This window comes from Salipiger pallidus (genome assembly GCF_014643635.1).
Lineage (GTDB): Bacteria > Pseudomonadota > Alphaproteobacteria > Rhodobacterales > Rhodobacteraceae > Salipiger > Salipiger pallidus.
In genome coordinates this window covers 71,257-94,149 of sequence record NZ_BMJV01000008.1, presented here as the reverse complement: position 1 = coordinate 94,149, position 22,893 = coordinate 71,257, and the positions used below count along the sequence as shown (strand labels likewise).

Sequence of the window (22,893 nt, the reverse complement as noted above, 5' to 3'; positions counted from 1 at the left end):
AAAAACCTTCGATGATGAAAGGATAGGCATGACACGCACATTGGATCTCAATTGCGATATGGGTGAGAGCTTCGGCGCCTGGACCATGGGTGACGACGCCGAAATGCTGAAGATCGTGACCACCGCGAACATCGCCTGCGGCTTCCACGCCGGCGATCCCGCGGTCATGGCACGCACCATCGGGCTGGCCCGCGACGCCGGTGTGGCCATCGGCGCGCATCCCTCCTTCATGGACCTCTACGGGTTTGGCCGCCGCCGCATCAGTGGCGAGCGCCCCGAGGATCTCGAGGCGCAGCTGGTCTACCAGATCGCCGCGATGCGCGGCATGGCCGAGATCGCCGGCCACCGCATGACCCACGTCAAGACCCACGGCGCGCTGGGGAACATGGCCGCCGTCGATGCCGACCTCGCCGCACTCTGTGTGCGGGCGGTGAAGTCGGTGGACCCGAAGCTGACCTACGTGTCCCTGCCCTACTCGGAAACCTATGCCGCCGCCGAAAAGGCCGGCTTGCCGGTCGCCTGCGAAATCTACGCTGACCGCAGCTATACCGACGCGGGCGAGCTGACCCCGCGCACCCAGCCCGGCGCGGTCATCCACGACATCGCGCAAAGCACCGATCAGGTGCTTGAGATGGTGCTGAACGGCCACATCCCCACCACCGGCGGTAAGCGCCTTCCGGTGGAGCCCGCAACCCTGTGCATCCATGGCGACACCGCCGGCGCTGTCGAGATCGCGCGCAACCTGCGCACCAACCTCGAGGCAAACGACGTGACAATCGCCCCCTTCAATACCCCCGGAAAGGACCCGGCATGAGCCGCACCATCTATCTCGACGGCCAGTGGTTGCCCGAAGCCGAAGCGAAGGTGTCCGCCTTCGACCGCGGCTTTCTCATGGGTGATGCCATCTACGAAGTGACCTGCGTTCTGGATGGAGCGCTGCTGGATTACCCCGGCCACGCCGCCCGCCTGCGCCGTTCCGCCGCCGAACTGCAGCTGACCCTGCCGCTGGACGATGACGAGTTGCTGGCACTGCACCACGAGATCGTGGCGCGCAACAACATGTCCTCGGGCATGATCTACCTGCAGCTGTCGCGCGGTGCCGCCGAGCGGGACTTTGCCTTCCCGCCCGAAGGCACGCCGCCGACGCTGTTCCTGTTCACGCAGGAAAAGGACGTGCTGGTGAATCCCGCCGCGGACAAAGGCATCTCGGTCGCGCTGGTGCCGGACCTGCGCTGGGGCCGCCGCGACATCAAGACGGTGCAGCTGCTCTACCCGTCCATGGCGAAGATGGAGGCGAAATCCCGCGGCGCCGATGACGCGTGGCTGGTCGAGGACGGCTTTGTCACCGAAGGCAGCGCTGCCACCGCGCATATCGTCAATGCCGACGGCGTGCTGGTGACCCGCGATCTATCCGCCGCGCTGCTCCCCGGCGTGACCCGCGCCGCGATCCTCGAGCTGGCCGCCGAACATGGCGTGACCATCGAGGAACGCGCCTTCACCCCCGACGAGGCCCGGGCGGCGCGCGAGGCCTTCATCACCTCGGCCACCAACTTCGTGGTGCCCGTGGTGAAGATCGACGGCGAAACCATCGGCAACGGCATCCCCGGCGATCTGACCCGCGCCATGCGCGCCGCCTATATCGAAACCCGCCGCACTACCGCGCTGGCCCCCACCAAGCCCGTGGCCACCGCCTGACAGGACCCCTCATCCGATGACCGAATATCTCTCCAAGCGGCTGTCCGCCGTGCGCCCGCCCCAGACCATCGCCCTGGCCCTCAAGGTCCAGCAGATGAAGGCCGAGGGGCATGACATCATCTCGCTCGGCCAGGGCGAGCTGGACTTTGCCACCCCCGAGCACGTGGCCGAGGCCGGCATCAAGGCCATCCGCGACGGCCAGACCAAGTACACCGCCGTTGCCGGCACGCCCGAGCTCAAGGCCGCCATCGCGCGCAAGCTCAAGCGCGACAACGGGCTGGATTACGAGCCCGCGCAGATCATCGCGGGCACCGGCGCCAAGCAGCTGGTGTTCAACGCCATGATGGCGACCGTGGACGCCGGCGACGACGTGGTGATCCCGGTGCCCGCGTGGGTGTCCTACCCCGACATCGTGCGCCTTGCGGGCGGCAACCCGATCCTCGTGCCGATGACTGCCGCCGATGGCTGGAAGCTGACGCCGGATGCGCTGGCCGCCGCCCTCACCCCGGCGACCAAGTGGGTGATGCTGAACTCCCCCGGCAACCCCACCGGCGCGCTCTACACCGCCGAGGAACTGGCGGCGCTGTGCGACGTGCTGCGCGATCACCACGCGCTGATCATGGCCGACGACATCTACGAGCTGATCGTGCACGAGGGCAGCTTTGCCACCCCCGCCGCCGTGGCCCCCGACATGGTGGACCGCATCCTGACGGTGAACGGCGTGTCCAAGGGCTTTGCCATGACCGGCTGGCGCCTTGGCTACGCGGCCGGCCCCGCGTGGCTGGTGCGCGCGATGGACATCCTGCAATCGCAAAGCACCTCCAACCCCTCGACCATCTCGCAGGCCGCCGCCGCCGCCGCGCTCGACACCGACCCGGCCGAGCTGCAGCCGCGCCTGACGCGCCTGACCGCGCGCCGTGACATGGTCATGGAGGCGATCGCGAAGATGCCCGGCGTCGAGGCGGCAACGCCCCCCGCCAGCTTCTATGTCTTCCCCTCGGTCGAGGGCCTCATGGGCGCGCGGACGCCCGAAGGCGGCGTGATCGAAAACGACATGGATCTCAGCAACTACATCCTTGCCGCCGCACGGGTCGCCGTGGTGCCGGGCAGCGCCTTCGATATGCCGGGCCACCTGCGGCTGGCCTACGCCCTGAGCGAAGACCGCCTTGCCGAGGCGATGGACCGCATGGTCACCGCGCTGAGCGCGCTGGAGCTGCCTGTCAGCGCCTGAGCCAGCTGACCCGCGCCATCGCGGCGCAAAGGAAAGGGCCGGATGCAGCGTGCATCCGGCCCTTTTTGTTCATCATGACCTGCCGCTCATCGGGCCTGCCCTTGCGCCTTCGTCCGGGCCTGCATTTGGCAGGCCCGTCCGGTCATGACGCATGGCTGATCAGCGGTCGGCGATGAGGTTGATCAGCTTCTTGTGGTCCGCGTCAAAGTTGCGAATGCCCTCGGCCAGCTTCTCGGTGGCCATGGCGTCGGCGTTCATCTCCCAGCGGAAGGTCGCCTCGTCCATTTCGCGCTTGGCCACGCCGCTTGCCATGTCCGGCGACAGCTTGCGTTCCAGCGGCGCATCTTCGGCGTCCATTTCGTCCAGCAGCTTGGGCGAGATCGTGAGGTTGTCACAGCCCGCAAGCGCCTTGATCTGGTCGGTGTTGCGGAAGGACGCGCCCATCACCACGGTCTTGATGCCGTTGGACTTGTAGTAGTCGTAGATCGCGCGCACGGATTTGACGCCCGGATCCTCGTCGGGGGCGTAGCTGTCGACACCGTCGGCCTTCTTGTACCAGTCGGTGATGCGGCCCACGAAAGGCGAGATCAGGAAGGCGCCCGCGTCGGCGCAGGCAATCGCCTGGGCCATGCTGAACAGCAGCGTCAGGTTGCAGTCGATGCCCTCTTTCTGAAGCACTTCCGCCGCGCGGATGCCTTCCCAGGTGGAGGCCAGCTTGATCAGCACGCGGTCCTTCGGGATGCCCCGCTTTTCATAATCGGCGATGATTGCACGGCCACGGGCGATCGATGCGTCGGTGTCAAAGGACAGGCAGGCATCCACCTCGGTCGAGACACGGCCCGGCACCAGTTCCGTGAGCGCCGCGCCCACGGCGACGGTCAGGGTTTCGACGATCTGATCGGGGCTGAGTCCTGCGGCCTTGCCGGCGTCGATTTCACGAACGATCATCTCTTCGGATGCCGGATCCTTGAGCGCCGCAAGCACCAGCGACGGGTTGGTGGTGCAGTCGATCGGCTTGAGCCGCTTGACGGAGGCAACTTCGCCGGTGTCGGCGACCACGACGGTCATGTCGCGCAGTTGAGAAAGAACCGAAGTCATGTCTGGTTTCCTGTGGTCTTGGGTGAAAGGGTATCAAGTGTCAGGTCAGCAGGGCCGCTCCCCTCGAGGACCAGGCGGGCGTTGGGCAGATCGTTCTCCTCGACCTTGGCACGGGCCATTGCCGCGGGAAGGTGGGCCCAGCGGGTTTCGAGCCGAGCGCGAAGGATTTCGAGCGGCACGTCCAGCATGACGCTGAGATCGAACCTCGCCCGCAGCGGCATCCATGCCGGGTCGTCCAGCAGAAGGTAATTCCCCTCCACCAGGATCACTCTCGCGGACGGCTCTATGATGCGTGCCGCGGCGCGGCTGATCTCGAGGGTGCGGTCGAACACCGGAACGGCCACGGGGCGGTCCGCCGGAGCAAGCCGGTCAAGCGTGGCGGCAAGCCCGTCTGAATCGAAGGTATGGGGTGCACCCTTGCGTTTCAACCAGCCCCTGCCGTCCAGCAGGCCATCATCGTAGTGAAAGCCATCCATGGGCAGGATCGCGGCCCTCCCGGGAGACACGGCCTCGACCGCGGCGTGGAGGGCATCGGTGAGTGTGCTCTTTCCTGCCCCTGGCGCGCCGACGATGGCAACGAATGCGCGGCTTGGGCCACCGGCGAGTGCCAGAAGCCGATCCACCAGCCCATCTATGTCAATCCGCGCTGTCATCGACGTGATGCCTAGCAGCAGCCGCTAACGCTATCAACCTTCCGTGGCATGGACCTGCCCGTGAGACATCTCCGGCCCAGGAGGCGCGGCAGGTGGCGTCTGCGGAGGCGGCCCCTGCAAAGGTCGGGCCAGCCCCGCGTGTGACAAGGTGAACCGGGGCCATTTGTGCCGATCTCTGCGGTGCGTCCCCCTTGCGGTGCCAGCGGCGCGGCGCACCCCCGCTGGCCAGACGTTGCACAGGTCTAAGAGGCGGGAGGCGACGCTGCCCCTGCCTTCAGCCCCCCCGGCGTATTCTCAAAGAGATTAACAGGGGGAGCACCGTCCCATGCCAGTGCGGGTTCGATTTCAGATCACTTCTTGTCAGATTTAAGCAGGTTTTGAACCGTCAGGGCGCGCTGGCGCATTGCGCAGCCTAAACGGATCGGCTAAACGACAAATCGCACCGCCCCTATAGCTCAGCTGGTAGAGCGCTTGATTTGTAATCAAGATGTCGGGAGTTCGAGTCTCTCTGGGGGCACCACAATCTCGGTTAAGCCACTAGTCTTTAACGGATTTTCGCAGCACCCTGAAACCGTTGAGCATGTCGGAGACACGCCTGATCGTGTTCATCGCGGTGATCGCTGCGAGTGTCAGCCTCAGGCATCGGGCAGTTGCGATCCGCAGGTTCTCAGCACTTTCCCGGCAGTGCCGCCCCTTGGAGACCGAAAGCCGCTGCAGTCAGAGATGGCGTGTGCCCGGCCGACAGGATCGTCAGACCGAGGTTCAGCTGTTTGCAGGGCCTGAAGCACTGCCGCGGCGGCTATCGAGCTGCTTCTCGGCGCTGCCCCTTTCGTCACCTTCCGCCCGGCATGACGCGTTGAGAGATTCAATGTGCCGCCCCGCACGGGACGGCACGTCCGGTCTGGTCAGGCTGGGACCTTGGACGCATAACCAAGCCCTTCGAGCGCCGTGCGGATCTCGTCAAGGATGGCCGGGTCGTCGATGGTGGCGGGCATCTTGAAGGTTTCACCATCGGCAATCTTGACCATGGTGGCGCGCAGGATCTTGCCCGAGCGCGTCTTGGGCAGGCGGTCCACCACAGTGCAGAGCTTGAAGGCGGCCACCGGGCCGATCTTGTCACGCACCAGCTTGACGCATTCGCGCACCACTTCCGCATGCTCGCGATCCACACCAGAGCTGAGGCAGATGAACCCCAGCGGCAGCTGGCCCTTGAGCTCGTCCGTCACGCCGATCACAGCGCATTCGGCCACGTCGGGATGCGAGGCCAGCACCTCTTCCATGGCGCCGGTGGACAGGCGGTGACCTGCCACGTTGATGACGTCATCGGTGCGCGACATGATATAGAGATAGCCGTCCTCGTCCTTCATCCCGGCATCGCCCGTCTCGTAATAGCCGGGGAACTGAGTGAGGTAGGATTTGCGGAACCGGTCCTCGGCCTGCCACAGCGTCTGCAGCGTGCCCGGCGGCAGCGGCAGCTTGATGGCGATGGCGCCAAGTTCGCCCGGGGGGACCTCGTGGCCTGCCTCGTCGAGGATCTGCACGTCGTAGCCCGGCATCGGAACCGAGGGCGAGCCGAGTTTCACGGGAAGCTCTTCGACCCCCAGCGGGTTGGCAGCGATCCCCCAGCCGGTTTCGGTCTGCCACCAGTGGTCGATGACCGGCACGCCGAGGTGCTTCTGCGCCCATTCGATGGTGCTAGGATCGGCCCGCTCACCGGCAAGGAACAGCGCCTGAAGGTCGTGCAGCTTGTAACGGCGGATCCATTCGCCGTCCGGATCGGCACGGCGGATGGCACGCAGGGCGGTGGGCGCGGTGAAGAAGGATTTCACCCTGTGGTTCTGGATGATGCGCCAGAAGACGCCCGCGTGGGGCGTGCCGATGGGCTTGCCTTCGAAGACGATGGTCTGCGCGCCCGCCAGCAGTGGGCCGTAGCAGATGTAACTGTGGCCCACGACCCAGCCCACGTCCGAGGCGGCCCAGAAACGGTCGCCCGCCTCGATGTTGTAGATGTTCTTCATCGTCCACTGCAGCGCCACGAGATGCCCCGCCGTCGAGCGAACGACTCCTTTGGGCTGGCCCGTGGTGCCGGAGGTATAGAGGATATAGCAGGGGTGGTTGCCCTCGACCGGAACACACTCGGCAGGCTTCACGCCATACTGGAAGCCGTGCCAGCTGAAATCGCGGCCCTCGATCAGCTTGGCGACCTCCTGCTCGCGCTGGAATATGACGCAGAACTCGGGCTTGTGGCTGGCGATCTCGATGGCCTCGTCAAGCAGCGGCTTGTAATGCACCACGCGCCCCGGCTCGAGCCCGCAACTGGACGCGATGATCGCCTTGGGGGTGCAATCGTCGATGCGCACCGCCAGCTCGCTTGCCGCGAAGCCACCGAAGACCACGGAATGCACCGCGCCGATGCGGGCGCAGGCCAGCATCGCCTCGAGCGCCTCGGGGATCATCGGCATATAGATGATGACGCGGTCGCCCTTTTCCACGCCGCGCATCTTCAGCGCGCCGGCAAGGCTTGCCACTCGGTCGCGCAGTTCGCTGTAGGTCAGGCCCTTGGTGGCGTGGGTGATCGGGCTTTCGTGCATGATGGCGATCTCGTCGCCCCGGCCCGCCTCGACATGGCGATCCACCGCGTTCCAGCAGGTGTTGACCATGCCGTCCGAGAACCATTCGTACATGTCGCCGCCCTTGTCGAAGAGCGCCTTTGACGGTTTCTCGACCCAGTCGATCGCCCCGGCGGCCTCCATCCAGAAGGCTTCGGGATCCGATTTCCACGCGGCGTAGACATCCTTGTAACCCATGAGACAAGCTCCTCCTCTCGCTCTTGGGAAAAACTATGTGGCAGCACGCCCCAAGCGGGCAAGCATGTTACCGTATGGCAGGGCAGAATATCGCGGATGTTTGCGAAAACGGGCCCCCGAAGGCTTGCAAATTTTTGCAAACCATCCAAATTTTCCCTGAAATATGCGAAGAAATCCATGATTTGCAAAGTGGCAAACTTTGCAACATGCGGTTTGGCGGGCCTGAGTCGCGCGCCTTCGGGAAGCATTCTGTGGTTCACATTGGCCCCGGGCCGGGGGGCCGATGCAGGTTGCCGCAGTGCCGGACGGGATCGCTTTCCGCGCAAGCGCGTTCAGCAGATATCACCGTCAGCCCCGGGTTGGCCACGACCTCCCGCGGGCCAATTGCCCAGCCCACAGCAGCCCCTCTGCCCGCCGGTTACCCCATGGCGCAGGTCCGGACAGCACCCTGCATACGCCGCGCTCACGCGGCAGCGAGGGCGACCGTAACGGCCGCCCCGCCACGGCCATATCAGCTGTAGCTGGCCACCGGCGTACCTGCGATGGCTGCCATGTTCAGCAGCCCGCGTGAGGTGATCGACGGCGTCACGATATGCGCCCGGTTGCCGAGCCCCATGAGCACCGGCCCCACTTCAAGCGCGTCCGCCTTGAGACGCAGGATGTTGCGCACCCCGGATGCCGCATCCGCCTGTGCGAAGATCAGCACGTTCGCCGGACCATCAAGCCGGTTGTCGGGCATCAACCGCCCGCGCAGATCGGGGTCGAGTGCGGTGTCCACGTGCATCTCGCCCTCGTAGACGAAATCGCGCGGTTCGCGGTCGAGGATCTCGAGCGCGGCGCGCATGCGCGGGCCGGTGCCGTCCGCCTGGTTGCCGAACTGCGAGCGCGAGCACAGCGCCACCCGCGGCACAAGGCCGAAGCGCCGCACGTGGCGGGCCGCGCCGATGGCGCTGGCGGCAATCTGCTCGGGCGTGGGTTCTGTCCAGACCTGCGTGTCCGCTAGGAACAGTGGCCCGTCCTCAAGGATCATCAGCGACAGCGCGCCCTGCGGGTCGGCGCCGTTTCCGCCCAGCACCTGGGTGATGTAGTTCAGGTGCCAGCGGTATTCGCCGAAGGTGCCGCAAATCATACTGTCGGCCTCGCCGCGCTGCACCATGATGGCGGCAATCGCGGTGGTGTTGGTGCGCAGGATGGCCCGCGCCAGATCCGGCGTCACGCCCTGGCGCGCCATCAGCCGGTGGTAGGTTTCCCAGTAATCGCGGTAGCGCGGATCGTCCTGCGGGTTGACGATATGGAAATCGCGCCCTGGCCGGATCTCGAGGCCCAGCCGCTCGCAGCGCATCTCCAGCACGTCAGGACGGCCAATGAGAATCGGCTGCTCGGTGGTTTCCTCAAGGATGGCCTGAGCGGTGCGCAGCACGCGCTCGTCCTCGCCTTCGGCGAAAACGATCTTGCGCGACGCGGTGCGCGCGGCATCGAAGACCGGGCGCATCAGCAGGGCGGATTTGAAGACGCTCTGGTTCAGGCGCTCTTTGTAGGCCTTGAGATCCTCGAGCGGACGCTCGGCCACCCCGCTATCCATCGCCGCCTTGGCAACCGCCGAGGACACGATGGAGGACAGACGTGGATCGAACGGCTTCGGGATCAGGTAGTCACGCCCGAAGGTCAGCTGTTCGCCATGGTATGCCGCGGCGGCCTCGGCGCTGGTTGTGGCGCGGGCAAGGGCCGCGATACCCTCGACGCAGGCCACCGCCATTTCGTCGTTGATCTCGGTCGCGCCGACATCGAGCGCGCCGCGGAAGATGAACGGGAAGCACAGGACGTTGTTGACCTGGTTGGGGTAATCCGACCGGCCCGTCGCCATGATCGCATCCGGCGCGACCTTGCGCACCTCCTCGGGCATGATCTCGGGGTTGGGGTTGGCGAGCGCGAAGATGATCGGCGCCTCCGCCATCCGCGCCACCTGCTCGGGCTTGAGCACGCCCGGACCCGACAGGCCAAGGAACATGTCCGCCCCGTCGACCACGTCATCAAGCGTCCGTTTGTCCGTTGCCTGGGCAAAGCAGGCCTTCTGCGTGTTCATGTCCTCGGCCCGGCCTTCGTAGACCAGCCCATGAATGTCGCACAGCCAGATGTTCTCGCGCTTGACCCCAAGCTTCACCAGCATGTTGAGGCAGGCGATGCCCGCCGCGCCGCCGCCGGTGGACACGATCTTGATGTCCTCGAACGCCTTGCCGGCGATCTGCAGGGCGTTGGTCGCGGCAGCGCCGACCACGATCGCGGTGCCATGCTGGTCATCGTGGAAGACGGGAATGTTCATCCGCTCGCGGCAGATCTTTTCGACGATAAAGCAGTCGGGGGCCTTGATGTCCTCGAGATTGATGGCACCGAAGGTCGGCTCCATGGCGCAGACGATCTCGGCCAGCTTCTCGGGATCGGACTGATCAAGCTCGATGTCGAAACAGTCGATATTAGCGAACTTCTTGAAGAGGACGGCCTTGCCCTCCATCACAGGCTTCGACGCGAGCGGGCCGATATTGCCAAGACCAAGCACGGCACTGCCGTTGGACACCACCGCCACGAGGTTCCCGCGCGAGGTATAGCGGGCGGCATTGGTGGGGTCGGCCTTGATCTCGAGGCAGGCTTCGGCAACGCCCGGCGAATAGGCGCGGCTCAGGTCACGCCCGTTCGCCAGAGGCTTGGTCGCCCTGATCTCGAGCTTCCCCGGCTTGGGATTCTCGTGGTAAAAAAGCGCCGCCTGGCGCAGGCTTTCCTGTGTGGTATCCGACATGTCCAACCTCGCCTATGAAATTAGTTCAATACTGAACAATCTGCTGAGAGCGAGATAGCAGCTGGGCAACAAGCCGTAAACGGAAAAGGCGGCAGAGGCTCAGTAGACGACCGCCTCAAGCAGCTCGATCCGTTGCGCGGCCTCCTGCACCGTAAGATCGGTGACAGTCTCTTCGCCAGCACGCTCGGACAGTTCGCGCAGGCGCTCTTGCTGAACGGCGGTCATCGGCTCGCGAGGGTCGGGGGGCACATCGAGGGCGGCGTCGATCTGTGCGGGGTTGCTCGTCTGCGTGGTCATTCGATCATATCCTCCTGTGTGGCCTGCAAACGCATTCCACCCGGCGCATGTTCCATTCCCGCACCGGAAACGCTCGCGCAAGCCGCCCGTTGCACCTTGCTTCATGGGGTGACAAGGCAATCCCGCAGGGCTAGAACGCCTGCGAATTGCATCACGCAGCCTTAGGAGTTTTCCTGATATGACCACTCTGGTTTTCGGCCACAAATCCCCTGACACCGACAGCACCGGCAGCCCGATCATCTGGTCGTGGTACCTCAACGAGGTAAAGGGCGTCGCGGCCCAGCCCGCCCTGCTCGGCGAGCCCAACACGGAGGCAGCCTTCATGCTGACCCACTGGGGCCTCGACAAGCCGCAGATCATTTCGGACGTGGCCGAGGGCGCGCCGGTGGTCATCGTCGACACCAACAACCCCGCGGAACTGCCCGCCTCGATCAACGCGGCGGACATCCAGGGCATCATCGACCACCACAAGCTGGTTGGCGGGCTCGAAACCAAGGGCCCCATCGACATCACCGTGCGCCCGCTGGCCTGCACCGCCACCATCATGATCGACCTCATGGGCGATGACGCGGCCAAGATGCCGAAGGAAATCAAGGGCGCTGCCCTGACCTGCATCCTGTCGGACACGCTCGAGTTCCGCTCGCCCACCACCACCGACCATGACAAGGCAGTGGCCGAAAGCCTCGCCGCCGATCTGGGCCTGAACATCACCGATTTCGCCGCCGAGATGTTCGCTGCCAAGTCCGATGTGTCTGCCTTCTCGGACGCCGAGCTCATCCGTATGGACAGCAAGGAATACGAAGTCGGCGGCACCAAGTTCCGCGTCTCTGTCCTCGAAACCACCGCTCCCGAGATCCCGCTGGGCCGCAAGGACAGCCTGATGGAGACCTTCAAGACCGTGGCCGCCGAAGACGGCGTCGACGAAGTGCTGCTCTTCGTGGTGGACATCCTCAAGGAAGAAGCCACCCTGCTGGTCCCGAACGAGCTGGTGAAGGGCGTGGCGGAAAAGAGCTTCGGCGCGACCGTCTCGGGCGACACCGTGGTCCTGCCTGGCGTCATGAGCCGCAAGAAGCAGATCATCCCGAACCTCGCGGTCTGATCGCGCAACGCCGAACCGACTGTAACAAGAGGGGCGCCTACCACCGGGCGCCCCTTTTCCGTTGACATACCGCGCCGGACCGCCGGCCCATGCGGCACCCCGGCCTTCTTCTCTTTCCAAGTACGAAAAATCCGGCCGCGCCAAAGGCGCCCACTCTGGCAATCCGTGCGCCCTCTGCGCCACCGCCCCCGAAAGCCGCAGAAAGGCACCGCCCATGACCGCCTCCCCCGTCCGCATCGCCAGCGACGCCCTGAGCGCCACCATCGCCCCCATGGGCGCCGAGCTGCAGACCCTCACGACCGGCGACGGCGCGGAACTGCTCTGGAACGGCGATGCCGAGTGGTGGACAGGACGGTCTCCGCTGCTGTTCCCCATCATCGGACGCGCCCCCGAGGACCGCATCGCCATAGGGGACTTTACGGCTCCCATGGCGCAGCACGGCTTTGCCCGCCGCACCGCATTCGAGCTTGCGGGCACCACTGCCACCTCCTGCCGCCACATCCTGCGCGACAGCGAGGCGACCCGCGCCGTCTACCCCTTCGCCTTCGAACTGGCCCAGACCCACGCGCTGGACGGAGCCACGCTTTCGGTCACCACGAAGGTCACCAACACCGGCACCGATCCCATGCCCTTCGGCCTCGGCTTCCACCCGGCCTTCGCATGGCCCCTGCCCGGCGCCGCAGACCAGCCCCATGCCATCACGCTCGACAATGGCGCCGAGCCTGTGCTGGCCCGGATCGAGGACGGCCTGCTGCCCGACAGCCGCCTGCCCTCGCCCTTCACGAACGGAGACCTGATGCTCTCGCACGATCAGTTCGAAGCCGATGCGATGATCTTCCCCGAAGGAGCGGGCAATGGCCTGCGCTACGGCCCCAAATCCGGCCCTGCCCTTCAGTTCACCTTCGAGAACCTGCCCAACCTCGCCCTGTGGCAAAAGCCCGGCGCACCCTTCCTCTGTGTGGAGCCGTGGCACGGCATGGCCGCGCGCAAGGACGCCGGCCACCAGATCACCGACCGGCCCGGCACCCTGACGCTTGCCCCCGGCACCGCAGCCCGCTTCAGCTGGTCCGTCACCTGGCGGGCCTGAAGGGGTGGCCCCGAGGACGCGCGCCCCATATCAAGGGGCAAACGCATCCAACTGAGGCCATCATGACCCGGATCATTTCCAACCTTTCCGACATTTCGCAGGACTACGACGCGCTGTTCGTCGACCTGTGGGGCTGCCTGCACAACGGCGTCACCGCCTTTCCCGATGCGGTGAAAGCGCTTCAGGACTACCGCGCAGGCGGCGGCGTGGTGGTTCTTGTCACCAATTCCCCCCGTGCTCGCGCCGAAGTCTACAAGCAGCTCGGCCACTTCGGCGTGCCGGACGACGCATGGGACACCATCGCCACCTCCGGCGACAGCGCCCGTGCCGCGATGTTCGAAGGGGCCGTGGGCGACCGGATCTTCTTCATCGGCTCCGACGCGGAGCTGTCCTTCTTCGAACCGATGAAGCTCATCGACGCACCGGCGCAGATCACCCGCGTGCCGCTCGACGAGGCCAACGGCATCGTCTGCACCGGCCCCTTCGATGCGCTGGCCGATCCGTCGGTGCTGCGCCCGCAACTGCTGCTGGCCAAGCAGAAGGGCCTGAAGCTGCTCTGTGCCAATCCTGACATCATCGTCGACCGCGGCGAGGCGCGCGAATGGTGCGCCGGTGCGGTGGCCAGACTCTATACCGAGATGGGGGGCGAAAGCCTCTACTTCGGCAAGCCCCATCCGCCGATCTACGACCTGGCCCGCCGCCGCCTTGCGGAGGTCGCGCCTGACCTCGACGCGCCGCGCATCCTTGCCATCGGGGACGGCCCGAAGACCGACATCGAGGGCGCCATGGGCGAAGATCTCGACTGTCTCTTCGTGACCGGAGGCCTTGCCGCCGAAGAAACAAAGACGACCACGCAGCCCGAAGAGGCCGCGCTGGTGGACTACATCGCCCGCGAAGGCATCAACCCGACCTTCTCCATCGGCTTCCTGCGCTGAAACCCGCCCGGCTGCGGCACTTTCGTCGCAGCCGGCACATCGCCTCTTGATTTTCTGCGCTCGCGAAGTAATAAAATTACGCATCATGTATGTCTGCATGGCGATTTATTACCGGCCCGACACAGGCCGACGTTCACGGAGGCTGAGATGTTGGACAACTTCCCGCGCGGCACGATCTGCATCGAAGACATCGAGATGGGCATGACGCGCCATCTGCGCAAAACCGTCACCGACCGCGATATTGAGCTCTTTGCCGAGGTCTCGACCGACCGCAACCCGGTGCATCTTGACGATGCCTATGCCCACGACACCATTTTCGAGGGGCGCATCGCCCACGGGATGCTTACCGCCGGGCTGATCTCGGCGGTCATCGGCGAACAGCTGCCCGGCCACGGCAGCATCTACCTTGGCCAGTCGCTGAAGTTCCTCGGCCCCGTCCGACCCGGCGACACGGTGCTTGCCGAAGTGACGGTGACGGACATCGACATCGCCAAGCGCCGCGTGACGCTGGATTGCGTCTGCACCGTGGACGGCAAGAAGGTACTGGCCGGCGAAGCCCGCGTACTTGCCCCGTCGCGCAAGTTCGACTGAAGGCCGCAAAGCCTTTCCCAAGGGCGGGAAACAGGGTATCGGGCGGCGATCATTGTCGGAGACACCACATGCCCAGGACCTGGACCGCCTTTACCAAGCTTGACTCCAAGGATGCCGCCGAGGCCCTTGGCGAGGCCATGGAAGACCTCGAACCGGAACCCACGGGCGTCGGCGTCTTCGAGATCGAGGACGGCTCAGGCACCTGGGAGGTCGGCGGCTATTTCATCGAGCCTCCGAACGACATCGAGCTGACGCTTCTGTCCACCGCCTTCTCGGCCGCGCCCTTCGTGATCTCCGAAGTGCCTGACCAGGACTGGGTCGACAAGGTGCGCCGCGAGCTGACCCCGGTCGAGGCTGGGCGGTTCTTCGTCTACGGCAGCCATGACGCGGACAAGATCCCCGAAGGGGCCGAGCCCCTGCTGATCGAGGCCGCAATGGCCTTCGGCACCGGTCACCACGGCACCACCCTTGGCTGCCTGCGGGCGCTTGACCGGCTGGCCACGGAAGGCTTTGTCGGACGAAAAGTTGCCGACATCGGCTGCGGCACCGCCGTGCTTGGCATGGGCGCCGCCCGCATCTGGCCTGAACAGGTCGTCGTCGCTGACATTGACGAGGTCGCCGTGGAGGTGGCCGAGGCGAATGTGCGGGCGAACAACCTCGAAGGCCGGGTCGCCTGCTATGAATCCGCCGGTTTCGACAATCCCGAGCTGTCGGCACGCGGTCCTTTCGACCTCGTGTTCGCCAACATCCTCATGCAACCCCTGATTGACCTTGCCCCCGACATGGCGCGGCACATCAGCCCGGATGGTTACGCTATTCTCTCTGGAATCCTGACCCGTCAGGCGGACGAAGTAGTCGAAGTTTATGCCGAGAACGGCATCAATCTTGTTAAGCGGGATGAGATTGGTGACTGGGTGACACTGACACTTCAGCGAAAAACGTTCTAACGGCCGCATTTGAAGTGAAGTGAGGGCGAACGCCTCAGATTCGCCCTATTTTGTCGGCACTGCTTGATTCAACCGGTGGGGGCCGGTCGTGACGAGGTCGCCATGGATAAGGCATACGAAGAATTTGATCGGCGCCAGCGCAAGGTGGCGTCGAAACACAGCAAACTGGCACAGGGGTACGTCACCCGCTTGAACCCGAAGAATGGCACGATCGAGCATCAGCCGATCCGCCGCGTTCCCTTCGTGTCGATGAAGGGCTTCGCGCTCGCCACGATCGGGTTCTTCTGTTTCAAGGCAGTGCTGGTGGCAAAGCTCGGATTGGAAGACTATGCAGCCCATCTGGACCACCTCTCCAATGGCACTCTCTTGGAACGAATGGGTGCATGGGTCATGAGCACCGATCCCGCCACGTTCTGGATCGCCTCCCAGCTTGGCAGTTACATCACCTGAAGAATCCCTTGGCCGTGGGATATCGGCCGCTCTCTACTCTCTCACAGTTCTCCGTAGAGCACACGTCTGACGAGTACCTGAACGCGTAAAAAGGCCGCGCCTTCCATCTGGAAGACGCGGCCGTTCTTTTACGTGCCGTGCGTGTTGGGGGGGGCCTCAGTGGCCGCGAGCGACTGCTTCGATGTCGCCGCGGGTCAGGCCGATATCGTCAAGCTCGCGATCGCTCAGACCCGACAGGGCCTTGCGGGTGTCGCGAACTTCTTTCCATTCCGCGATCGTGTCGAAGACCGTGGTCACGAAGCGACCGATTTGGGTCGCGATGACGACAGACGCAGACGCGCTGCGTTCGGGGGCGGCGCCGAAGCCCGAGATGAGGACAGAGCCGATGTTGCCAGCCAGGCCGGCAGCACCGTTCTGGGCGCGATAGGAATCATATGCCGACATGGGTCATTGTCCTTGGTCAGAGTTTTCAGAATGCCTTGTTTCTAAGCGAGCAGATAGTCACACGGGCATGTTCGGGCAATCGGTATTCCTGCAAGGGTCCCATGCAGTTTTCACATGGCTCAAAAATTAGGAAAACGTTGATTTTTAAGCTTAATTATTGAGCCAAAAAGTGTCGGTTTCCGACACGGGAGTGTCGCGAAACAGCTCCTCTGCCCGCTCCGCAGGCGACATTACGGCAACGAGTTTCCGGCGGCCCGAACCGGCCCCCTTGGCGGATGTTCGCGTTTCGTGCTATCCGCAGGCAAGAACAATGGAAAAAGGCAGGGCAGGCATGAGGATTCTGGGCATTGATCCGGGCCTGAGACGACTCGGTTGGGGGGTCATCGAGGCGAGCGGAAGCCGTCTCAAGCATGTGGCGAACGGCGTCTGCGAATCCGGTACCGGCGATCTTGCACCGCGCCTTCTGAGCCTGCACATCCAGCTGACCGAGGTGTTCAACCGCTACCTGCCCGACTGTGCCGCGGTCGAACAGACCTTCGTCAACAAGGACGCGGTCGGTACGCTGAAGCTAGGCCAGGCGCGGGGCATCGCTCTGCTCGTGCCCGCCCAGTTTGGGCTCGAGATCGGGGAATATGCCCCCAACGCCGTCAAGAAGACCGTGGTGGGCGTCGGTCACGCCGACAAGAAGCAGGTGGACCACATGGTCCGGATGCAGCTTCCCGGTGTCTCCATCGTCGGCCCCGATGCCGCCGACGCCCTTGCCATCGCCATCTGTCATTCCCGCCACATGGGTGGCCGCAACCTGAGGCTTACCGCATGATCGGACGCATTGCCGGACGCATCGAATACAAGGCCGAGGATCACGTTCTGATCGACGTGCGCGGGGTCGGCTACGTCGTCTGCTGCTCTGAACGGGTGCTGGCGTCCATGCCCCGTGCGGGCGAGGCCACGGCCCTCTTCACGGACCTTCTGGTGCGTGAGGATCTGCTGCAGCTTTTCGGCTTCCCCAGCCTTGTGGAGAAGGAATGGTTCCGCCTGCTGCTGTCGGTGCAGGGGGTGGGCGCCAAGGCGTCGCTTGCGATCCTCGGGGCGCTGGGGCCGGACGGCACCAGCCGCGCCATCGCGCTGGGAGACTGGAACGCCATCAAGGCCGCCAAGGGCATCGGCCCCAAGACCGCGCAACGCGTGGTCAACGAACTGAAGGACAAGGCCCCCACGGTCATGGCCATGGGCGCAGGCCCCGTCGCCAGCGCCGAGGACGTGGTGATCGACGACGATGCGCCCACTCCCGCGCCCCCCAAGACGCCCAAGCCCGCCCCTGCCCCGCAGGCCGTGCCCGCCCAGACCGAAGCACTGTCGGCCCTGACCAACCTCGGCTACTCCCCTTCGGATGCCGCCTCTGCCGTGGCGCAGGCGGTGGGCGACGAGCCCGAGGCGACCACCTCGGGCCTCATCCGCGCGGCGCTCAAGCTGCTGGCACCGAAGTCCTGAGTGCATGCTGTTTCAGGATTTTCTCAGGCTTCACGCCCTACCTGAGGGCGAAGTTGCGCTGTGCCTTCACAAGTCCAATGATCCGGTTCGGCGCAAGGCCCTCGCCATTCTCGCAGAAGAACGGCCTGACCTTTTCGACGCGTTCCAGTCAACGCATGCTCCTGGTCCAGAGGCCACACTCCGGGCCAGGCCCTACCTTGCGTCATTCCTGTCCGCTCCAGATGGCGATGCGATATTTCTGGGAATGTTTTCCCGAGAGGCGGGGCCAGTCCTGTCGTTGAAAGAGTGGCAGGAGGACCCATTGCTGTGCGAGATGCGCGAGCGTATCGATGGGCACTTGGCACCGGCCGAACAAGGGGTTGATCGCCTCGTGGGCCGCACGCGATTTGACCTCAATCGCCTAGCGCGTTTCAGCGACTTGGAAAAGCGCCTCATCTGCCGCGACCCCGGTGGACGGGCGTACATGCGCCTTGCCGAAACGACCCCCTTGCAGGTGCGCGAGTTGCGCAGACACGCTCACGTCGCGCCACCAATGCCAGACTGGACCGAGCTCAGCCTGACACGATCCGACATCACAACCCTTCCCCGACAATGGGCTGCGACCCTGCGCCACTGGCGCGGAATCTATCTGATCGTGGACGAGAGTGACGGACAAAGATACGTAGGCTCGGCCTATGGTGCCGAGAACCTGCTTGGACGCTGGCAGCGACATGTTGCCGGAGATGTTGGAGTGCCTGTGGAGTTGCGGCCCCGCGATCCGTCCCGGTTCCGCTTCTCCATACTCGAACTCATGGCCCCAACGGCACTGGTCGAAGACGTCGTTGCATGTGAAAATAGCTGGAAGCTCCGCCTCGATACGCGTCGCAACGGCCTGAACGAGAACTGACCATGAGCATGGACCCCGATCCCACCCTGCGCCCTGCCCCTCTGCCCGAAGACGAAGGCCGCGCCCTGCGTCCGCAGATGCTTGATGATTTCGTGGGGCAAGCCGAGGCGCGGGCCAACCTCCGGGTGTTCATCGCTTCGGCCCGGCAGCGCCAGGAAGCCATGGACCACACGCTGTTCCACGGCCCCCCCGGCCTTGGCAAGACGACGCTGGCGCAGATCATGGCGCGCGAGCTTGGGGTCAACTTCCGCATGACCTCGGGGCCGGTGCTGGCCAAGGCGGGCGATCTGGCCGCAATCCTGACCAACCTCGAACGCAATGACGTGCTCTTCATCGACGAGATCCACCGGCTCAACCCGGTGGTCGAGGAAATCCTCTACCCTGCGATGGAAGATTATGAGCTGGACCTCGTGATCGGCGAAGGCCCCGCCGCCCGCACCGTGCGGATCGAGCTTCAGCCCTTCACGCTGGTGGGCGCGACCACGCGGCTTGGCCTGCTGACGACCCCCCTGCGCGACCGTTTCGGCATCCCCACGCGGCTGCAGTTCTACACGGTGGAGGAGCTCAACAGCATCGTCACCCGTAACGCCGAAAAGCTCGGCGTGCGGGCCGAGCCCGATGGCGCACGCGAGATCGCGCAGCGCTCGCGCGGGACACCGCGGATCGCCGGGCGGCTCCTGCGCCGGGTGGTGGATTTCGCGGTGGTCGAGGGCAACGGCGTGGTGACGCAGGAGCTGGCCGATGGCGCGCTGACGCGGCTGGGGGTGGATGCGCTTGGACTCGACGGGGCCGACCGGCGTTACCTGCGGCTGATCGCCGAGCATTACGCCGGCGGCCCCGTGGGGATCGAGACGATCTCGGCCGCACTGTCGGAAAGCCGTGATGCCATCGAGGAGGTGATCGAGCCGTACCTGCTTCAACAGGGCCTGATCCAGCGAACGCCGCGCGGCCGGATGATCACCCAGAGATCCTGGGATCATCTCGGGATGCCCGCCCCGAAGGCTCCGGGACAGGCGAGCGGGCCGGGACAGGCGACGCTGTTCGACTGAGGCCCCGTTCGCCCGAGGCCCCGTCGGACTAAGCTATGGGCACCCGAAATCCGAGCGCGCTCAGAACGCCTTGAAGGTCAGCGTGGTGAGCGTGCGCTCGATCCCTGGCACGTCGGCCAGCTGCTCGTTGATGTAATGGCCCACGTCTTTGCCTTCGGGGATGTAGAGCTTGACCAGAAGGTCCCATTCGCCGGACGTGGAATAAAGCTCGGAATGGATCTCGCGCAGCGCAATGTCCTCGGCGACCTTGTAGGTGGTGCCGGGGGTACAGCGGATCTGGACGAATACGCAGGTGGTCATGGTGCAGTCTCCTTTGGCGCGGACGCTGGCACAACCGCCCCGCCGCCGCAAGCTGCCGCTTGGCCCCTGCCCCGGCGCGCCCTATAAGCGGCCCCAAACCGCCGCCGCCGGAACGCTTCGGCGCGGCCCCAGTACAGCCCGATATCAGCCCGGGTCCGCCCCGGACAGGAGACCGCCATGCGCAAGGCCACCATCACCCGCAAGACCGCCGAGACCGGGATCGAGGTCACCGTCGACCTCGACGGCACCGGTGTCTACGACAACCAGACCGGCGTGGGCTTCTTCGACCACATGCTCGACCAGCTGTCGCGCCACTCGCTCATCGACATGACGATCCGTGCGGACGGCGATCTGCACGTCGACGATCATCACACGGTCGAGGACACCGGCATCGCCATTGGTCAGGCGCTGGTGAAAGCACTTGGGGACAAGCGCGGCATCCGGCGCTATGGCTCGTGCCTGCTGGCCATGGATGACGCACTGGTGCGCTGCGCGCTGGACCTGTCGGCGCGGCCCTTCCTCGTATGGAACGTCGATCTGCCGTCAGAAAAGATCGGCAGCTTCGACACCGAGCTGGTGCGCGAGTTCTTCCAGGCACTGTCGACCCATGGCGGCATCACCTTGCACATCGACGCGCTGCACGGCGTGAATTCGCACCACATCACCGAGGCCGCGTTCAAATCCGTCGCCCGCGCCCTGCGCGAAGCGGTCGAACCCGACCCCCGCAAGAGCGACGACATCCCCTCGACGAAGGGCGCGCTCTAACGCCCCAGTTCCTGCCGCAGGGTGGGCAGGGTGTCGCCCTCTGCGGGCGTCGCCTCCCAGACCGCGCGTGCGATGGCGCGGGCAAGGCAGACGCTGGCGGCATGGCCGATCTCGGCCAGCTGCATCGCCGGGGCGACCAGCTCCTGCACGCCGGTGGAGGCCGCAAAGACCAGATCCCCGTCCATCGGTGAATGGGCGGGGACAATGGCCCGCCCCATGCCGTCATGGGCCGCCACCGCCGTGCGGTGACACTGCCCCTTGTCGAGCCTTGCATTCGTCGCGACCACGGCGATGGTGGTGTTCCCGAGGCCCGCCATCGCCTGCACCTTGCGGCTTTCGGGCAGCGGCGCATAGCCCGCCGGGTCGACCCCGAGGCCGCCGAATTCGTCGCCGATCTCGAAGGGCGCCGCCCAGAAATGCCGTCCCGAGGGGGTCGTGGGGCTGCCCATCGGGTTCACCGCCACCAGCGCCCCCACCGTGATGCCATCGGCGAGCCGCAAGCTGGCCGAGCCAAGCCCGCCCTTGTGCTGCGCCGTCTGCGCCCCGGTGCCTGCGCCGTATGTACCCAGCTCGAACCGTGTCCCCGCCGCCGCCAGCGCCGCGCGGCCTAGCACGGGGTAAGGGTTCTCGGTCCACTCCTTGTTCCCACCGTTCAGAAGGTCGAACAGGATCGCCGCGGGCACGATGGGCACCCGCGCGGACAGCACCTGGAAGCCACGCCCCGCACCGTGCAGCGCGTCCATGACGCCCTGCGCCGCGGCGAGACCGAAGGCGCTGCCGCCCGACAGCACCAGCGCATCCACCCCCGGCGCGGTCTTGTCCGGCGCCAGAAGGTCCGTCTCGCGCGTGCCGGGCGCGCCGCCCATGACGGCGACCGAGGCCACCATCGGCGCATCACTGGTCACGACGCTGACCCCGGATTTCAGGCCGTCATCCTGCGCATTGCCGACCTTCAGGCCGGGAACATCGGTGATGAGGTTGAGTGGCCCCGGCTGCATCGGCATGTCTCCTGTCCTGCTGGCTCTGACTGTCCGGCAGCCGCCGGGGGGATGCAATGGGGGATGCAATCCCCGCGCCGTCATGCGACCCTCTGCCCGACACCGGAGACCACCATGCCTGATTACACAGACCTTGCCCGCACCATTGCCGCGCTCACCGAGGGCGAGACCGACGCGGTCGCCCTCATGGCCACCCTCGCCTGCGAGATCCATCACGCGGACGAGCGCTTCGACTGGACCGGCTTCTACCGGGTGACCGCGCCGCAGCTGCTGAAGATCGGCCCCTATCAGGGTGGCCACGGCTGCCTCGTCATTCCCTTCTCACGCGGTGTCTGCGGTGCCTGCGCCCGCACCGCGACGGTTCAGCTGGTCCCGGACGTGGAGGCCTTCCCCGGCCACATCGCCTGCGCCAGCTCCACCCGCTCGGAGCTGGTGCTGCCGGTGTTCGATGCGGCGGGCGAGGTGATCGCCGTGCTCGACATCGACAGCGACCGGCCCGATGCCTTCACGCAAGTGGACGCCGAGGCGCTGCAAACCATTGTCGACGGCGTTTTCCGCCATCCGGACCTTGTGCGCTAGCGCCGCCTGCGGCACAGGGGGCGCATGAGCGACATCTACAATCCACCCATGGGCGAGATCCCCATCCTGCACGCCGATCACGAGCTTCTCGTGGTCGACAAGCCCGCGGGCCTGCTGTCCGTGCCCGGCAAGGGACCCGAACTGGCGGATTGCCTGCTCACCCGGCTGGAAAAGGCTTTCCCCACGGTGCGCCTCGTGCACCGTTTGGACCGGGACACGTCGGGAGTGATGGTCTTTGGGCTGACGGCCCACGCGCAGCGCCACCTCGGGGCACAGTTCGAGGCGCGCAAGACCAAGAAGACCTATATTGCCCGCGTGGCCGGCCGGCTCGAGTCGAAAACCGGCACGGTGGATCTGCCGCTGATCGTGGACTGGCCAAACCGGCCCAAGCAGATGGTCTGCCATGAGACCGGCAAGCCGTCGATCACCGACTACAAGGTGGTGAAGGCATCAGACGAGGAAAGCCGCGTGCGGCTCTTTCCTCAGACAGGCCGTAGCCACCAGCTGCGGGTGCACATGCTGGCGCTTGGCCATCCGATCCTTGGAGATCCGTTTTACGGCCCCGAAACCGCGGGCCAGTACCCGCGCATGATGCTCCATGCCGAAGAGTTGCGTCTGAACCACCCTGACGGCGGCCTCAGCCAGAAATTCCGCGCCAAGGCTCCCTTCTGACGAACAGCCTGCCGCGGCGGTCGTGCCT

Annotated in this window: 24 protein-coding genes and 1 tRNA gene; 17 read left to right on the top strand and 8 right to left on the bottom strand. The window is 65.3% G+C overall.

All coding sequences use genetic code 11. The features are described 5' to 3' along the window. The first annotated feature begins 28 nt into the window (after positions 1-28). The 3 genes from IEX41_RS17520 to IEX41_RS17510 are packed head-to-tail and all read left to right on the top strand — an operon-like array spanning position 29 to position 2,926. The gene (locus tag IEX41_RS17520) at positions 29-814 is read left to right on the top strand and encodes a LamB/YcsF family protein (RefSeq protein ID WP_188791612.1); all 786 of its coding nucleotides are present in this window, start codon (positions 29-31) and stop codon (positions 812-814) included. Beyond that, positions 811-1,695, top strand: coding sequence for a D-amino-acid transaminase (locus IEX41_RS17515; RefSeq protein ID WP_188791611.1), 885 nt, complete (start codon positions 811-813; stop codon positions 1,693-1,695). Before IEX41_RS17520 ends, IEX41_RS17515 begins: the two co-directional genes overlap by 4 nt. A 16-nt stretch (positions 1,696-1,711) precedes the next feature. Continuing rightward, positions 1,712-2,926: a pyridoxal phosphate-dependent aminotransferase gene (locus tag IEX41_RS17510; RefSeq protein WP_188791610.1), complete on the top strand. Its 1,215-nt coding sequence runs from the start codon at positions 1,712-1,714 to the stop codon at positions 2,924-2,926. 159 nt (positions 2,927-3,085) lie between these two features. On the opposite strand, the gene tal is transcribed toward IEX41_RS17510, so the two are convergent. Together tal and IEX41_RS17500 are read right to left on the bottom strand one after the other, a co-directional pair. Beyond that, positions 3,086-4,024, bottom strand: a complete 939-nt coding sequence (gene tal / locus IEX41_RS17505; protein ID WP_188791609.1) for a transaldolase — start codon at positions 4,022-4,024, stop codon at positions 3,086-3,088. Further along, on the bottom strand, positions 4,021-4,677 hold the full coding sequence (locus IEX41_RS17500) for a nucleoside/nucleotide kinase family protein (protein WP_188791608.1): 657 nt from the start codon (positions 4,675-4,677) through the stop codon (positions 4,021-4,023). The genes tal and IEX41_RS17500 overlap by 4 nt, the downstream gene beginning before the upstream one ends. Positions 4,678-5,121: 444 nt before the next feature. On the opposite strand from IEX41_RS17500, the gene IEX41_RS17495 reads away from it, so the two are divergent. Then, positions 5,122-5,197, top strand: a tRNA-Thr gene (locus IEX41_RS17495). Positions 5,198-5,582: 385 nt separating this feature from the next. On the opposite strand, the gene IEX41_RS17490 is transcribed toward IEX41_RS17495, so the two are convergent. From IEX41_RS17490 to IEX41_RS17480, 3 genes are all read right to left on the bottom strand, one after another. Then, entirely contained in the window at positions 5,583-7,484 is a 1,902-nt protein-coding gene (locus IEX41_RS17490; RefSeq protein ID WP_188791607.1) for a propionyl-CoA synthetase, read from the bottom strand. Between the two features lie 511 nt (positions 7,485-7,995). After that, complete coding sequence (locus IEX41_RS17485) at positions 7,996-10,275, bottom strand: NADP-dependent malic enzyme (RefSeq protein ID WP_188791606.1); 2,280 nt, start codon at positions 10,273-10,275, stop codon at positions 7,996-7,998. 99 nt (positions 10,276-10,374) lie between these two features. Next, on the bottom strand, positions 10,375-10,572 hold the full coding sequence (locus IEX41_RS17480; protein WP_188791605.1) for a DUF3072 domain-containing protein: 198 nt from the start codon (positions 10,570-10,572) through the stop codon (positions 10,375-10,377). Between the two features lie 178 nt (positions 10,573-10,750). Between IEX41_RS17480 and IEX41_RS17475 the strand changes: the two genes are divergently transcribed. The 6 genes from IEX41_RS17475 (at position 10,751) to IEX41_RS17450 (ending at position 15,681) form a co-directional block, all read left to right on the top strand. Next, positions 10,751-11,671: a manganese-dependent inorganic pyrophosphatase gene (locus tag IEX41_RS17475; protein ID WP_188791604.1), complete on the top strand. Its 921-nt coding sequence runs from the start codon at positions 10,751-10,753 to the stop codon at positions 11,669-11,671. Positions 11,672-11,885: 214 nt separating this feature from the next. Next, on the top strand, positions 11,886-12,758 hold the full coding sequence (locus IEX41_RS17470) for an aldose 1-epimerase family protein (protein WP_188791603.1): 873 nt from the start codon (positions 11,886-11,888) through the stop codon (positions 12,756-12,758). Positions 12,759-12,820: 62 nt separating this feature from the next. After that, the gene (locus tag IEX41_RS17465; RefSeq protein WP_188791602.1) at positions 12,821-13,693 is read left to right on the top strand and encodes a TIGR01459 family HAD-type hydrolase; all 873 of its coding nucleotides are present in this window, start codon (positions 12,821-12,823) and stop codon (positions 13,691-13,693) included. A gap of 147 nt (positions 13,694-13,840) precedes the next feature. Further along, complete coding sequence (locus IEX41_RS17460; RefSeq protein ID WP_188791601.1) at positions 13,841-14,284, top strand: MaoC family dehydratase; 444 nt, start codon at positions 13,841-13,843, stop codon at positions 14,282-14,284. Positions 14,285-14,352: 68 nt separating this feature from the next. Next, positions 14,353-15,231 carry a 50S ribosomal protein L11 methyltransferase gene (locus IEX41_RS17455; RefSeq protein WP_188791600.1) on the top strand — a complete coding sequence of 293 codons (879 nt, stop codon included), beginning with the start codon at positions 14,353-14,355 and terminating at the stop codon, positions 15,229-15,231. A 102-nt stretch (positions 15,232-15,333) separates the two neighbouring features. Further along, a complete protein-coding gene (locus IEX41_RS17450; protein WP_188791599.1) occupies positions 15,334-15,681 on the top strand; it encodes a hypothetical protein in 348 nt (115 codons plus the stop codon). Positions 15,682-15,837: 156 nt separating this feature from the next. Here IEX41_RS17450 and IEX41_RS17445 read toward each other — a convergent pair whose 3' ends face one another. Next, positions 15,838-16,125 carry a DUF1127 domain-containing protein gene (locus tag IEX41_RS17445; protein ID WP_188791598.1) on the bottom strand — a complete coding sequence of 96 codons (288 nt, stop codon included), beginning with the start codon at positions 16,123-16,125 and terminating at the stop codon, positions 15,838-15,840. A 331-nt stretch (positions 16,126-16,456) separates the two neighbouring features. Between IEX41_RS17445 and ruvC the strand changes: the two genes are divergently transcribed. The 4 genes from ruvC to ruvB are packed head-to-tail and all read left to right on the top strand — an operon-like array spanning position 16,457 to position 19,551. Beyond that, a complete protein-coding gene (ruvC, locus tag IEX41_RS17440) occupies positions 16,457-16,945 on the top strand; it encodes a crossover junction endodeoxyribonuclease RuvC (protein ID WP_188791597.1) in 489 nt (162 codons plus the stop codon). Further along, positions 16,942-17,616, top strand: a complete 675-nt coding sequence (gene ruvA, locus IEX41_RS17435) for a Holliday junction branch migration protein RuvA (protein ID WP_188791596.1) — start codon at positions 16,942-16,944, stop codon at positions 17,614-17,616. Before ruvC ends, ruvA begins: the two co-directional genes overlap by 4 nt. A gap of 4 nt (positions 17,617-17,620) precedes the next feature. Next, a complete protein-coding gene (locus IEX41_RS17430; RefSeq protein WP_188791595.1) occupies positions 17,621-18,502 on the top strand; it encodes a GIY-YIG nuclease family protein in 882 nt (293 codons plus the stop codon). An 8-nt stretch (positions 18,503-18,510) separates the two neighbouring features. Beyond that, the gene (gene ruvB / locus IEX41_RS17425; protein ID WP_188791701.1) at positions 18,511-19,551 is read left to right on the top strand and encodes a Holliday junction branch migration DNA helicase RuvB; all 1,041 of its coding nucleotides are present in this window, start codon (positions 18,511-18,513) and stop codon (positions 19,549-19,551) included. 60 nt (positions 19,552-19,611) lie between these two features. On the opposite strand, the gene IEX41_RS17420 is transcribed toward ruvB, so the two are convergent. Further along, complete coding sequence (locus IEX41_RS17420) at positions 19,612-19,851, bottom strand: Lrp/AsnC family transcriptional regulator (protein WP_188791594.1); 240 nt, start codon at positions 19,849-19,851, stop codon at positions 19,612-19,614. A gap of 177 nt (positions 19,852-20,028) precedes the next feature. On the opposite strand from IEX41_RS17420, the gene hisB reads away from it, so the two are divergent. Continuing rightward, positions 20,029-20,616: an imidazoleglycerol-phosphate dehydratase HisB gene (gene hisB / locus IEX41_RS17415; RefSeq protein WP_188791593.1), complete on the top strand. Its 588-nt coding sequence runs from the start codon at positions 20,029-20,031 to the stop codon at positions 20,614-20,616. On the opposite strand, the gene IEX41_RS17410 is transcribed toward hisB, so the two are convergent. Beyond that, the gene (locus IEX41_RS17410) at positions 20,613-21,614 is read right to left on the bottom strand and encodes a P1 family peptidase (RefSeq protein ID WP_188791700.1); all 1,002 of its coding nucleotides are present in this window, start codon (positions 21,612-21,614) and stop codon (positions 20,613-20,615) included. The two genes, hisB and IEX41_RS17410, sit on opposite strands and share 4 nt — an antisense overlap. Positions 21,615-21,728: 114 nt before the next feature. On the opposite strand from IEX41_RS17410, the gene msrC reads away from it, so the two are divergent. Further along, positions 21,729-22,193, top strand: a complete 465-nt coding sequence (gene msrC, locus IEX41_RS17405; protein WP_188791592.1) for a free L-methionine (R)-S-oxide reductase MsrC — start codon at positions 21,729-21,731, stop codon at positions 22,191-22,193. Positions 22,194-22,217: 24 nt separating this feature from the next. After that, the gene (locus tag IEX41_RS17400) at positions 22,218-22,865 is read left to right on the top strand and encodes a pseudouridine synthase (RefSeq protein ID WP_188791591.1); all 648 of its coding nucleotides are present in this window, start codon (positions 22,218-22,220) and stop codon (positions 22,863-22,865) included. Positions 22,866-22,893: the final 28 nt, after the last annotated feature.

Bases quoted from the DNA above. Each gene is read 5' to 3' on its own strand.
- IEX41_RS17520 (WP_188791612.1), top strand. From the start codon at position 29: ATGACACGCACATTGGATCTCAATTGCGATATGGGTGAGAGCTTCGGC.
- IEX41_RS17515 (WP_188791611.1), top strand. From the start codon at position 811: ATGAGCCGCACCATCTATCTCGACGGCCAGTGGTTGCCCGAAGCCGAA.
- IEX41_RS17510 (WP_188791610.1), top strand. From the start codon at position 1,712: ATGACCGAATATCTCTCCAAGCGGCTGTCCGCCGTGCGCCCGCCCCAG.
- tal (WP_188791609.1), bottom strand. From the start codon at position 4,024: ATGACTTCGGTTCTTTCTCAACTGCGCGACATGACCGTCGTGGTCGCC.
- IEX41_RS17500 (WP_188791608.1), bottom strand. From the start codon at position 4,677: ATGACAGCGCGGATTGACATAGATGGGCTGGTGGATCGGCTTCTGGCA.
- IEX41_RS17490 (WP_188791607.1), bottom strand. From the start codon at position 7,484: ATGGGTTACAAGGATGTCTACGCCGCGTGGAAATCGGATCCCGAAGCC.
- IEX41_RS17485 (WP_188791606.1), bottom strand. From the start codon at position 10,275: ATGTCGGATACCACACAGGAAAGCCTGCGCCAGGCGGCGCTTTTTTAC.
- IEX41_RS17480 (WP_188791605.1), bottom strand. From the start codon at position 10,572: ATGACCACGCAGACGAGCAACCCCGCACAGATCGACGCCGCCCTCGAT.
- IEX41_RS17475 (WP_188791604.1), top strand. From the start codon at position 10,751: ATGACCACTCTGGTTTTCGGCCACAAATCCCCTGACACCGACAGCACC.
- IEX41_RS17470 (WP_188791603.1), top strand. From the start codon at position 11,886: ATGACCGCCTCCCCCGTCCGCATCGCCAGCGACGCCCTGAGCGCCACC.
- IEX41_RS17465 (WP_188791602.1), top strand. From the start codon at position 12,821: ATGACCCGGATCATTTCCAACCTTTCCGACATTTCGCAGGACTACGAC.
- IEX41_RS17460 (WP_188791601.1), top strand. From the start codon at position 13,841: ATGTTGGACAACTTCCCGCGCGGCACGATCTGCATCGAAGACATCGAG.
- IEX41_RS17455 (WP_188791600.1), top strand. From the start codon at position 14,353: ATGCCCAGGACCTGGACCGCCTTTACCAAGCTTGACTCCAAGGATGCC.
- IEX41_RS17450 (WP_188791599.1), top strand. From the start codon at position 15,334: ATGGATAAGGCATACGAAGAATTTGATCGGCGCCAGCGCAAGGTGGCG.
- IEX41_RS17445 (WP_188791598.1), bottom strand. From the start codon at position 16,125: ATGTCGGCATATGATTCCTATCGCGCCCAGAACGGTGCTGCCGGCCTG.
- ruvC (WP_188791597.1), top strand. From the start codon at position 16,457: ATGAGGATTCTGGGCATTGATCCGGGCCTGAGACGACTCGGTTGGGGG.
- ruvA (WP_188791596.1), top strand. From the start codon at position 16,942: ATGATCGGACGCATTGCCGGACGCATCGAATACAAGGCCGAGGATCAC.
- IEX41_RS17430 (WP_188791595.1), top strand. From the start codon at position 17,621: ATGCTGTTTCAGGATTTTCTCAGGCTTCACGCCCTACCTGAGGGCGAA.
- ruvB (WP_188791701.1), top strand. From the start codon at position 18,511: ATGGACCCCGATCCCACCCTGCGCCCTGCCCCTCTGCCCGAAGACGAA.
- IEX41_RS17420 (WP_188791594.1), bottom strand. From the start codon at position 19,851: ATGACCACCTGCGTATTCGTCCAGATCCGCTGTACCCCCGGCACCACC.
- hisB (WP_188791593.1), top strand. From the start codon at position 20,029: ATGCGCAAGGCCACCATCACCCGCAAGACCGCCGAGACCGGGATCGAG.
- IEX41_RS17410 (WP_188791700.1), bottom strand. From the start codon at position 21,614: ATGCAGCCGGGGCCACTCAACCTCATCACCGATGTTCCCGGCCTGAAG.
- msrC (WP_188791592.1), top strand. From the start codon at position 21,729: ATGCCTGATTACACAGACCTTGCCCGCACCATTGCCGCGCTCACCGAG.
- IEX41_RS17400 (WP_188791591.1), top strand. From the start codon at position 22,218: ATGAGCGACATCTACAATCCACCCATGGGCGAGATCCCCATCCTGCAC.